Raw genomic sequence first — 10665 nt, forward strand, 5'->3', positions numbered from 1 at the left:
GTCCCGCCGGGTGCCGCCCGCCGTACGGCCGACGGCCAGCGCGTCCACGGTGCGCAGCCGGCCGGCCCGGGCGGCGGCCGCCCAGGCGACCAGCGCGACGGCGGCGAGCGTGCCGCCCGCGACCGCGACGTCCACCCAGGGGGCGACGCCGGAGGCGTTGGTGCCGTAGAGCCGGCCGGCGGTGGCGAGCAGCGGGACGGTCAGCGCGTTGCCGGCGACCACCCCGAGCAGGACGCCGACGGTGGCCGGGATCAGCGCCTGGGCGACGTAGGCGCGCACCACCTGGGCGGGGGTGCAGCCGAGCGCCTTGAGGACACCGATCCGCCGGGTGGCGGTGCCGACCGCGCCGGCCACCACATTGCCCGCGACCAGCACGGACATCGCCATGCCGAGCAGGCCGAAGGCGACCATGAAGGGCAGGAACAGCGCGGTGTTGCGGTCCGAGCCCTGCTTGGTGGCGAGCCAGGACTGGGAGCCGGCGAGCGCCCCGGCGGGGGCGGCGGCGGCCACCGCCGTCCGGTCGGCGGTCATCGCCTCGGTGCTGTCGGCCCGCGCGAAGCGGTAGAGCAGTTCGTAGCCGGGGGTGCTGCCGGGGGCGGTGAGCGCGGGGATCGCCTCGGGTGTCACCCAGGCGTCGGCGGTGCGGCTGACGGAGCGGGCGAAGCCGACCACCTTCAGGGTGGGCGAGCCCGGCAGGCCGGGCAGGCGCAGGGTGCCGCCGACCGGCACGCCCTGGTTCCCGTACGAGTCGCCGATCGTCACCTCGTCCGGCTTGGTCGGCCAACTCCCTTCCAGCAGCTGGACCGTGTCGATGCCCTCGGTGGCCGAGGCGCGGCCGGCCACGGTCATCGGCTCCATGGTCGCCCCGACCGGGACGGTCGAGCCGGGGCCGGGCTCGGGGTCGACGGTCACGGTGCGAAAGGGCCCGGCGGACTCCGTCACCCCGGCGGCGTGGGCGGTGGCGGCGAGCTGCCCGGCGCCCGCCCGGGTGCCGTCGAAGCGCGCCACCAGGTGGGCGCCGTGCTGGCGGTCGAAGGCCTGGTCGAAGGGGGCCTCGGAGGCGACCAGCAGGGAGCCGCCGAGGACGGAGCAGGTGGTGGCCACCAGGGCGGACAGCCCGATGGCGACGGTCTGGGTCCGGCGCCGCCGTACTCCGGCGCGGACGACCCGGCTCAGCGCGCTCATGCCGCCACCGCCGGGGAGTCCGCGGTGTCCGACTCGACCCGGCCGTCCCGCATCCGGACGGTGCGGGTGGCGCAGTCCTCGGCGAGGGTCAGGTCGTGGGTGACGATCAGGATGGTCTGGCCGTCCTGGTGCAACTCGCGGAACAGCTCCTTGACGTCCTCACCGGAGGCCGAGTCCAGCGCGCCGGTCGGCTCGTCGGCCAGCAGCAGGGCTGGCCGGTTCATCAACGCCCGGGCCACCGCGACGCGTTGGCGCTCGCCGCCGGAGAGCCGGCCGGGGTGGGCGCGGGCGTGCCGGTCGATGCCGAGCGACTCCAGCAGTTCGGCGGCCCGCCGCCGGGCCTCGGCGCGGGGGACGCCGGCCAACTCGCCGGCCAGCACCACGTTGTCGGCCACGGTGAGGTCGTCCAGCAGGTTGAAGAACTGGAACACCATGCCGATCGTGCCGCGCCGGTACCGGGCCGAGCCGGACTCGTTCAGCCGGTCCACCCGCACCCCGGCCACGGTGACCGTCCCGATGCTCGGCCGGTCCAGCCCGGCGACCAGGTTCAGCAGGGTGGACTTCCCGCTGCCGGACGGGCCGAGCACCGCCACCGACTCCCCCGACCGGACGCTCAGCGTCACCCCGTCGAGCGCCGCCCGCGCGCCCTCGTAGTGGCGGCTCACACCGCTCAGTTCGATCACCGGATCGCTGCTCATGTCCCTGCTCCTCCTGCCGTCCTGCCTGGTGACGAGGACGAAGGTACGGACGGGCGGCGCTCCCCCGCGTCCGCCGCCCGCCGCACGTTCCGTACCGCGTCAGGTGGACGGGCCCGGGCGTCATCCTTGCGAGGTAGTCGCCCGGTGTACGGGCCCCGGCCGCCCGCGGGGCTGTCCCGGTCGGCGGCCGGGGGCCACAATGTCCCGGTGATCAACGTGATCGACCACCCGACGGTACGGCGGCTGCGCGCCGCCACCCGGCTGGGCAGCGACCGGGAGGCCGCTCCCCCAGCCCGGCCGACCCGCCGCGGCCAGGCCTTCGACCTGGCCCTGGCCCTGCTCCTCTGCTTCTCCTGCGGCCGCTACGCCGGCGTCGCCGCCGGCTCGCAGGGCGCCGGCTGGAACGGGCTGTTACTGCTGGCGCCGCTCGTCCCGCTACCGCTGGTGCTACGCCGCCGCTACCCGCTGACGGCGCTGTGGACGGTGCTGCCGGGCGCACTGCTGGTGCGGACGCAGCACGGGGATCTCGCGTACTGGGCAGGCGTGGCGGTGATCGTCGCCGCGTACAGCACGGCCGCGTACGGACGCCGCCGGCCCGCCGTACTGGCGAGCCTGCTGGCCGCCACCGCCGCGCTCGTGGTGCTGTTCGGCGACGCCTACCTGCCGCACTTCCCGAACGGGGTGATCGCCGTCCTCGTCCTGGTGCCGGTGTTCGCGGTCGCCTACGAACTGCGGATGTGGCGCCGCCGGGCGGAGGAGGGGCGGGAGCGGGTGTCCGCCCTGGAGCGCGAGCAGCTGGCCGCGCTGGAGCGTGCGGTGGAGCTGGAACGGGCGCGCATCGCCCGGGAGTTGCACGATGTGGTGACCCACAACGTGAGCATGATGACGATCCAGGCCGGGGCCGCCCGCAAGATCCTGGACACCGCCCCGGACAAGGCCCGCGAGGCGATGGCCGCGGTGGAGTCCGGCGGGCGCGCGGCGATGACCGAACTGCGGCACGTGATGGGCCTGTTGACCATCGACTCGGGCAGCGGGGACGATCCCGCGGCCGATGCCGACCTCAGCCCGCAGCCCGGCCTCGGCCGGCTGGACGCCCTGGTCGAGGGCGTCCGCCGGGCCGGACTGCCGGTGGAGCTGACCGTGCGCGGGCAGCGCCGGTCCGTCCCGCCCGGGGTCGAACTCGCCGCCTACCGGGTCGTCCAGGAGGCGCTCACCAACACCGTCAAGCACGCGGGCGGCGCCGACGCCGCGGTGAGCGTCGACTACGCCCCCGACCGCCTGCAGGTGGAGGTCACCGACACCGGCGGCCGCCCCACCGGCGCCGCCGCCACCGGCAACGGCCGCGGCCTGCTCGGGCTGCGCGAACGCCTCGCCGTCTACGGCGGCACCCTGCACACCGGCCCCCGGCCACGCGGCGGCTACCGCGTCACGGCCTCGATACCGCTGGAGAGTTGAGAGTTGACAGACGACGTGGAGCAGCAGCCGCTGCGCGTGGTGGTCGCCGACGACCAGGCACTGGTCCGGATCGGCTTCCGGCTGATCCTGGAGTCCGAGGGGATCGAGGTGGTCGCCGAGGCCGAGGACGGCGAGCAGGCCGTCGCCGCCGTCCGGCGGAGCCGGCCGGACGTGGTGCTGATGGACATCCGGATGCCCGGGCTGGACGGCCTGGAGGCCACCCGGCGGATCCTCGCGGCCCCGTCGCCCCAGCCGCCCCGGATCATCATGCTGACCACCTTCGACCTGGACCACTACGTGTACGCGGCGATGGCCGCCGGGGCCAGCGGCTTCCTGCTCAAGGACGTCACCCCGGAGCACCTGGCCGCCGCCGTCCGGCTGGTCCGCACCGGCGACGCGCTGCTCGCCCCGGCGATCACCCGCCGCCTGGTGGAGCGCTTCGCCCGCCCGACCGCCCCGGACGCGGCCGCCCCGCACCGCGAACTGGCCACCCTCACCCCGCGCGAGCTGGAGGTGATGGGGCTGCTCGCCCGCGGGCTCAGCAACGCCGAACTCGCCGCCCGGCTGCAGCTCTCCGAGGCGACGGTGAAGACCCATGTGGCCCGGATCCTGGGCAAGTTGGGACTGCGCGACCGGGCCCAGGTGGTGGTCGCGGCGTACGAGACCGGGCTGGTCAGCGTGGGGGCGGCGGCGCCGGATCCCCGGTGACACGCCACGGGAGCCCGGGGGTCGCGACCTCCGGGCTCCCGTGCGCGCTACGGCATCACGCCAGGTCGAAGCGGTCCGCGTTCATGACCTTGACCCAGGCCGCGACGAAGTCCTCGACGAACTTCTCCTTGGCGTCGTCGCTCGCGTACACCTCGGCGACGGCCCGCAGTTCGGAGTTCGAGCCGAAGACCAGGTCGGCGCGGGTGCCGGTCCACTTGACCGCGCCGGAGGCGTCCCGGCCCTCGAAGGTGTGGGCGTCCTCCGAGGTGGACGACCAACGGGTGCCCAGATCCAGCAGGTTGACGAAGAAGTCGTTCGTCAGCACGCCCGGGGTCTCGGTCAGCACACCGTGCGCGGACTGCTGGTGGTTGGCCCCCAGCACGCGCAGGCCGCCGACCAGGACGGTCATTTCGGGCGCGCTGAGGCCCAGCAGGTTCGCCTTGTCGAGCAGCAGGAACTCGGCCGGCAGCCGGTTGCCCTTGCCGACCCAGTTGCGGAAGCCGTCCGCCTTGGGCTCCAGCGCGGCGAAGGACTCGGTGTCGGTCAGCTCCTGCGGCGCGTCCACCCGGCCGGCCGCGAACGGCACCTCGACGGCCAGCCCGGCCGCCTTGGCCGCCTGCTCGACGCCGACGCCGCCGGCCAGCACCACCAGGTCGGCCAGCGAGACCTGCTTGTCGCCGGCCTGCGCGTTGAAGTCCCGCTGGACGCCCTCCAGCGCCCGCAGCACCCCGGCCAGCCGGTCCGGCTCGTTGACCTCCCAGCCGGCCTGCGGCTGCAGCCGGATCCGGCCGCCGTTGGCCCCGCCGCGCTTGTCGCTGCCGCGGAAGGAGGAGGCCGCGGCCCAGGCGGTGGAGACCAGCTCGGAGACCGACAACCCGGTGGCGGCGATCCGCCGCTTGAGGTCCGCCACGTCCGCGGCGCCGATCTGCTGGTACGAGACGGTCGGCAGCGGGTCCTGCCAGAGCAGCTGCTCGCTCGGGACCTCCGGGCCGCGGTAGCGCGCGACCGGGCCCATGTCGCGGTGGGTGAGCTTGTACCAGGCGCGGGCGAAGGCGTCGGCGAACTCCGCCGGGTTCTCCAGGAAGCGCCGGGAGATCGGCCCGTACACCGGGTCGAAGCGCAGCGACAGGTCGGTGGTGAGCATGATCGGGGTGTGCCGCTTGGCCGGGTCGTGGGCGTCCGGGACGGTGCCCTCGCCGGCGCCGTCCTTGGGCTTCCACTGGTGGGCGCCGGCCGGGCTCTCGGTCAGCTCCCACTCGTAGCCGAACAGCGTCTCGAAGAAGCTGTTGTCCCAGGTGACCGGGGTGGCCGTCCAGATGCCCTCGAGACCGCTGGTGATGGCGTCGCCGCCGACGCCGGTGCCGTAGCGGCTCTTCCAGCCGAGGCCCAGCTGCTCCATCGGCGCGTCCTCCGGGTCCGGGCCGACGTTGTCCGCCGGGCCGGCGCCGTGGGTCTTGCCGAAGGTGTGGCCGCCGGCGATCAGCGCGACGGTCTCCTCGTCGTTCATCGCCATCCGGTAGAAGGTCTCGCGGATGTCGCGGGCGGCGGCGATCGGGTCCGGGTTGCCGTTGGGGCCCTCGGGGTTGACGTAGATCAGGCCCATCTGCACGGCGGCCAGCGGGCTCTCCAGCTCGCGGTCGCCGGTGTAGCGCTCGTCGCCCAGCCAGGTGGTCTCCGGGCCCCAGTAGACGTCCTCGTCCGGCTCCCACTCGTCGACCCGGCCGCCGCCGAAGCCGAAGGTCTCGAAGCCCATGCCCTCCAGGGCGACGTTGCCGGTCAGGACGATCAGGTCGGCCCAGGACAGGCTGCGCCCGTACTTCTTCTTCACCGGCCAGAGCAGGCGGCGGGCCTTGTCCAGGCTGGCGTTGTCCGGCCAGCTGTTCAGCGGGGCGAAGCGCTGCTGGCCGCCGCCGGCGCCGCCGCGGCCGTCGCTGATCCGGTAGGTGCCTGCGCTGTGCCAGGCCATCCGGATCATGAAGGGGCCGTAGTAGCCGAAGTCGGCCGGCCACCAGTCCTGCGAGGTGGTGAGCACCTCCTGGATGTCCCGCTTGACGGCCGGGAGGTCGAGGGCGTCGAACGCCGCGGCGTAGTCGAAGTCCGCGCCGAGCGGGTTGGCGACGGCGGGGTTCTTGGCGAGGATCTTGAGGTTCAGCCGCTCCGGCCACCACTGGCGGTTCCCGCCGCCCTGGGTGGGGTGGAGTGCGCGCCCGTGGTTGACCGGGCAGCCGCCCGCGCTCGCCTCTACACCGGTTGCATCGTGGTTCTCAGACATGGGAATCCTTCCCTGACAAGGCGGATTGCGGTGTCTATCTGCTACCTACGGCACCTACTACTGCCATCTGGTGCTGCCAGTACCCAGGCTAGCGCCGGAGCCGATCCTACGATGGACGTGATCCACGTCAAGAAAGACACCAAACCCGTATCCGGTCGGGAACCGGAAGCCCCTGGATGCGCGTTGGTAAGCTCCGGTCTTCCCCGTGACCTGAATAGGTGAACCGTGATGAGTGACCTGTTGGAGCGGCTGCGCGAACGCGGCTGGCGCCTGACCTCCCAGCGGCGCGTCGTGGCCGAGGTCCTGGACGGCGAGCACGTGCACCTGACCGCCGACGAGGTGCACGCCCGCGCGGCCGAGCGCCTCCCGGAGATCTCCCGCGCGACGGTCTACAACACCCTCGGCGAGCTGGTCACCCTCGGTGAGGTCACCGAGGTGTCCACCGACGGGCGCGCCAAGCGCTACGACCCCAACGCCCACCACCCCCACCAGCACCTGATCTGCACCGGCTGCGGCGCCATCCGCGACGTCCACCCCGTCGGCAGCCCGCTCGCCGACCTCCCGGCCGACCAGCGCTTCGGCTTCACCGTCTCCGGCGCCGAGGTCACCTACCGGGGGCTCTGCCCGGCCTGCGCGGGCTGACGGGCTGCGCGGGCTGACGGCCTGAGCGGGCTGCGCGGGCTGAGCGCCCCGGTCGCTCGCCCGGGCCTCCGGTCCCGGCCGTCCGGCCCTGCCCTGCCCTGTCGGCCCGGGTTCTCCGGCCCCGGCCTACCGTGGGCCTGTTGTGACGTTCCGTCGGGTGAGGCCGGGAGTCCGTGGCGGGCCGGACGCCCGCCTACCGCCAACGGACGCGCAGGTCCTTCAACCCGTTCTGGAAGTTGGAGACCAGCCGCTTCGGCGGCGGGCCCGGAGCGAGTTCCAGCCCGGGCAGCTCCGCGACGACCCGGCGGAGCAGAGCCGACATCTGGATCCTGGCCAGTCGCGCTCCCACGCAGAAGTGCGGGCCGAACCCGAAGCTGACGTGGTCGTTGGGCGAGCGGGTGAGGTCCAGGCGGTCCGGGTCGGGGAACACCGATGCGTCCCGGTTCGCGGAGGCGTGGTAGACCACCACCTTGTCGCCCTCGCGGATCGGCTGCCCGGCCAGCACCACGTCCCGGGTGGCCGTGCGCCGGAACTCCAGGACCGGCGGCCAGAACCGGAGCAGCTCCTCCACGGCCGAGTCGAGCAGCTCGGGCTCGCGGGACAACCGCGCGTACTGGTCGGGGTGGGTCAGCAGGGAGTACAGGCCGCCCGGCAGACCGTTGCGCAGCGTTTCGTTGCCGGCCACGGCGAACAGGAAGAACATCGTCTCGAACTCGCCGGCGCTCAGCCCGGCCTCCAGCATGCGGGCGACCATGCTGCCCGCCGGCGGCTGTTCGGCGAGCGCGTGGGCGTAGCCGAACATGTCGGCCAGGGCCGCCCGGGAACGCGGGTTGAGCGGGCGGCCGTCGGACCGGGTCAGGGCACCGGGGCGCCGGGCGAGCGCGGCCCGCCCCAGCTCACTGAGCCGGGACGGGTCGGCCGTACTGGACCGGGCGTGGTCCGGGTCCTGGTAGCCGATCACCCGGTTCGACCAGTCGACCAGCAACTGCCGGTCCCGGTCCGGCACGCCCAGGATGTGCGCCAGCGTCCAGACCGGCAGGTCGGCGGCCACCGGTACGAAGTCGGCCTCGCCCAACGGGCGGATCCCGGCGACCAGTTCGGCCGCGCGCGCCTCGACGGCGGCGGTCAGCTCGCGCAGCGCCCGCGGGGTGAAGGCCGCGGCGACGGCCCGGCGCGACCGGGAGTGGCCGGGGGGATCCTGGTTGAGCATCATCGTCCGGGCGAAGGCCAGGTCGGCCGGGGTGTCCGGGTCCCGGATCTGGGTCGCGCCGAGGTGTGAGGAGAAGTCCTCCGGGCTGCGCAGCACGTGCTTCACGTCCGCGTGCCGCAGGACCGCCCAGTAGCCGGGGCCGGACGGCCAGTCCCCCACCGCGGGTTCCTCCACCCAGCAGACCGGCGCCTGTGCCCGCAGCTCCCGGAACAGTTCGTACGGCACGCCCTCGGCGTACGTTCCGGGCAGGAAGATCCGGTTCACCCGCGCCTGGTCCAAGCCCATGGTCACCGACCGTACGCCGCGCCCCGGCCGGTCCGCCAGGGTGCGGTCGGCCGGCATCCGAAACGTCGCGGATGCGGCGATCGGCGGCCGGAATCCCGTAGGGTCGGCCAATGGCCAAGTACTTCGACGTGCACCCCGAGTCCCCCCAGCCGCGCACCATCAGCACCGTGGCCGACAGCCTCCGCTCCGGAGCCCTCATCGCGTACCCGACCGACTCCTGCTTCGCCCTCGGCTGCCGCCTGGACAACCGCGACGGCCTCGAACGGATCCGGTCGATCCGACGCCTCGACGAGCGCCACCACTTCACCCTGATGTGCGAGGACTTCGCCCAGCTGGGGCAGTTCGTCCAACTCGACAACAACGTCTTCCGGGCCGTCAAGGCCGCTACGCCGGGCAGCTACACCTTCATCCTCCCCGCAACCAAGGAGGTCCCGCGCCGGCTGATGCACCCCAAGAAGAAGACCGTCGGCGTCCGGATCCCCGACCACGCCGTCACCCGGGCGCTGCTCGCCGAGCTCGGCGAACCCCTCCTCTCCAGCACCCTGATCCTTCCCGGCGACGACGAACCGATGACCCAGGGCTGGGAGATCAAGGAACGCCTCGACCACGTGCTGGACGCCGTGGTCGACTCCGGGGAGTGCGGCACCGAGCCCACCACGGTCATCGACTTCTCCAGCGGCGAGGCGGAGATCACCCGCCGCGGGGCCGGCGACCCCTCGCGCTTCGAGTAGAGGCCCGACGCCGCGCTCAGCGGTACCGGAGGTCGACCAACGAGCCCACCAGCCCGCCGGCGGCGACGGCCGGAATCACCGACGCGCCCCAGGGCTGACCGGCCGCCGCCCCCGAGGCCACCACCAGGGCGGCGACCGCCAGGGCCGTCGCCCGGGCCGCGGGAGAGCGCGGCATCAGCCGCAGGGGCTTGCCGTTTCGGCGCTCTCGGGCCAGTTTGATGACGAGCAGGAGCGCTGCGACCGCGAGCAGTGGCGGCACCATGTCGTGGGTCATGCCGCCAGGATGTCATGGATGGTGAAGAGTTGATCGAGCTGGGTGGGGTCGTCGATCCGGACAATGGCTTCCTCGACAGCGAGTTGGAGGCGGGGGCCGCGCAGCCAGTCCGCGAACTCGCGGTACGGGGCGGTCTGCCTGTGCCAAAAGGGGTCCCGCGGCTTGAGACCACCCCCGAGGGCGAACTCGTACAGACGCTCCACGGCTACGGGGCTCGCGAGCCGGGCCCATTCTGCTAGCCGACCGCTGTTGCCGTTCGGGTCGGCGGCGGCGAGGGTGCACAGGACGGCCTCTGCGTCCCACCACTCCTCGGCGTTGTGGAGGGCGTCCGACCAGAGGGTATCCAGGAGTTGACGCAGATAGCGGGCACGCCGTCGACCCTCGTGATGGGCGCCGGGCGGTGCCAGGCCCGGTCCGGCCCTGGGCCCCGGAGAACCACCCGGATGGCGGGAACAGATCCGGTCACTGCCGGGTTGGAACAGGGCGTTGAGCTTGCGGTACTCCGGACGAGGGGCATTCCCATGAAGATCGGCATCATCGGCGCGGGCAACATCGGCGGCAACCTGACGCGGCGGCTGACCGCGCTGGGCCACGAGGTCTCGGTGGCGAACTCGCGCGGCCCGGAGTCGCTGAAGGACCTGGCGGAGGAGACCGGCGCCAGGGCGGTGCCGGCCACCGAGGCGGCGAAGGGCGCGCAGGTCATGGTGGTGACGGTGCCGCTGAAGAACGTGCCGGACCTGCCCGCCGGGCTGCTGGACGGCGCCGCCGAGGGCGTGGCCGTGATCGACACCGGCAACTACTACCCCAAGGAGCGGGACGGCCGGATCGACGCGATCGAGGACGGCGGGCTGACCGAGAGCCGGTGGACGGAGCAGCACCTGGGCCACCGGGTGGTGAAGGTGTTCAACGGCACCTTCGCCCAGGACCTGCTGGAGCGGCCGCGGCCGGCGGGTGACCCGGAGCGGCTCGCGGTGCCGGTCGCCTCGGACGACGAGGCCGCGAAGGCCGTCGTCCGGGCGCTGGTCGACGAGTTGGGCTTCGACACCGTGGACGCGGGCGGCATCGACGACTCCTGGCGCCAGCAGCCGGCCACCCCGGTGTACGGGCTGCGAGGCGGCGTGGCGGCCGTCACCCGGGCGCTCGCGGAGGCGTCCCCCGAGCGCCCGGCGGCCCACCGGGCCTGACGGTCAGCCGAGTCGGCGCGC

At 73.7% G+C, this 10665-nt stretch carries 11 protein-coding genes; 5 read left to right on the top strand and 6 right to left on the bottom strand.

The window, feature by feature from the left end:
• Together BG452_RS20925 and BG452_RS20930 are read right to left on the bottom strand one after the other, a co-directional pair.
• A partial coding sequence (locus BG452_RS20925; protein WP_188305868.1) for an FtsX-like permease family protein occupies positions 1–1185 on the bottom strand: 1185 nt, incomplete at its 3' end.
• Positions 1182–1883 (bottom strand): ABC transporter ATP-binding protein, encoded by a 702-nt coding sequence (locus BG452_RS20930; protein ID WP_188305869.1) that lies wholly within the window; start codon positions 1881–1883, stop codon positions 1182–1184. The genes BG452_RS20930 and BG452_RS20925, both read right to left, overlap by 4 nt.
• Positions 1884–2099: 216 nt before the next feature.
• Between BG452_RS20930 and BG452_RS20935 the strand changes: the two genes are divergently transcribed.
• Positions 2100–3338, top strand: coding sequence for a sensor histidine kinase (locus BG452_RS20935; protein WP_188305877.1), 1239 nt, complete (start codon positions 2100–2102; stop codon positions 3336–3338).
• 3 nt (positions 3339–3341) lie between these two features.
• Positions 3342–4046 (top strand): response regulator, encoded by a 705-nt coding sequence (locus BG452_RS20940; protein ID WP_223242514.1) that lies wholly within the window; start codon positions 3342–3344, stop codon positions 4044–4046.
• A gap of 55 nt (positions 4047–4101) precedes the next feature.
• On the opposite strand, the gene katG is transcribed toward BG452_RS20940, so the two are convergent.
• Positions 4102–6318 carry a catalase/peroxidase HPI gene (gene katG / locus BG452_RS20945; RefSeq protein ID WP_188305870.1) on the bottom strand — a complete coding sequence of 739 codons (2217 nt, stop codon included), beginning with the start codon at positions 6316–6318 and terminating at the stop codon, positions 4102–4104.
• A gap of 228 nt (positions 6319–6546) precedes the next feature.
• Here katG and BG452_RS20950 point away from each other — a divergent pair, with 228 nt between their 5' ends.
• Entirely contained in the window at positions 6547–6960 is a 414-nt protein-coding gene (locus tag BG452_RS20950; protein ID WP_188305871.1) for a Fur family transcriptional regulator, read from the top strand.
• 193 nt (positions 6961–7153) lie between these two features.
• On the opposite strand, the gene BG452_RS20955 is transcribed toward BG452_RS20950, so the two are convergent.
• Positions 7154–8455 carry a cytochrome P450 gene (locus BG452_RS20955; protein WP_188305872.1) on the bottom strand — a complete coding sequence of 434 codons (1302 nt, stop codon included), beginning with the start codon at positions 8453–8455 and terminating at the stop codon, positions 7154–7156.
• A 110-nt stretch (positions 8456–8565) separates the two neighbouring features.
• Between BG452_RS20955 and BG452_RS20960 the strand changes: the two genes are divergently transcribed.
• Positions 8566–9186, top strand: a complete 621-nt coding sequence (locus tag BG452_RS20960) for an L-threonylcarbamoyladenylate synthase (RefSeq protein ID WP_188305873.1) — start codon at positions 8566–8568, stop codon at positions 9184–9186.
• A gap of 16 nt (positions 9187–9202) precedes the next feature.
• Here BG452_RS20960 and BG452_RS20965 read toward each other — a convergent pair whose 3' ends face one another.
• Both BG452_RS20965 and BG452_RS20970 read right to left on the bottom strand, forming a co-directional pair.
• Positions 9203–9460 (bottom strand): hypothetical protein, encoded by a 258-nt coding sequence (locus BG452_RS20965; protein WP_188305874.1) that lies wholly within the window; start codon positions 9458–9460, stop codon positions 9203–9205.
• Positions 9457–9663 carry a hypothetical protein gene (locus BG452_RS20970; protein WP_188305875.1) on the bottom strand — a complete coding sequence of 69 codons (207 nt, stop codon included), beginning with the start codon at positions 9661–9663 and terminating at the stop codon, positions 9457–9459. The genes BG452_RS20965 and BG452_RS20970 overlap by 4 nt, the downstream gene beginning before the upstream one ends.
• A 318-nt stretch (positions 9664–9981) precedes the next feature.
• Between BG452_RS20970 and BG452_RS20975 the strand changes: the two genes are divergently transcribed.
• Positions 9982–10644 carry an NADPH-dependent F420 reductase gene (locus BG452_RS20975; protein WP_188305876.1) on the top strand — a complete coding sequence of 221 codons (663 nt, stop codon included), beginning with the start codon at positions 9982–9984 and terminating at the stop codon, positions 10642–10644.
• The last annotated feature ends 21 nt before the right edge of the window (positions 10645–10665 follow it).

It is taken from the genome of Streptomyces sp. CBMA123, assembly GCF_014596465.1.
In the GTDB taxonomy this organism is placed as follows: Bacteria; Actinomycetota; Actinomycetes; order Streptomycetales; family Streptomycetaceae; genus Kitasatospora.

Bases quoted from the DNA above. Each gene is read 5' to 3' on its own strand.
- BG452_RS20960 (WP_188305873.1), top strand. From the start codon at position 8,566: ATGGCCAAGTACTTCGACGTGCACCCCGAGTCCCCCCAGCCGCGCACC.
- BG452_RS20975 (WP_188305876.1), top strand. From the start codon at position 9,982: ATGAAGATCGGCATCATCGGCGCGGGCAACATCGGCGGCAACCTGACG.
- katG (WP_188305870.1), bottom strand. From the start codon at position 6,318: ATGTCTGAGAACCACGATGCAACCGGTGTAGAGGCGAGCGCGGGCGGC.
- BG452_RS20955 (WP_188305872.1), bottom strand. From the start codon at position 8,455: ATGGGCTTGGACCAGGCGCGGGTGAACCGGATCTTCCTGCCCGGAACG.
- BG452_RS20930 (WP_188305869.1), bottom strand. From the start codon at position 1,883: ATGAGCAGCGATCCGGTGATCGAACTGAGCGGTGTGAGCCGCCACTAC.
- BG452_RS20965 (WP_188305874.1), bottom strand. From the start codon at position 9,460: ATGACCCACGACATGGTGCCGCCACTGCTCGCGGTCGCAGCGCTCCTG.
- BG452_RS20950 (WP_188305871.1), top strand. From the start codon at position 6,547: ATGAGTGACCTGTTGGAGCGGCTGCGCGAACGCGGCTGGCGCCTGACC.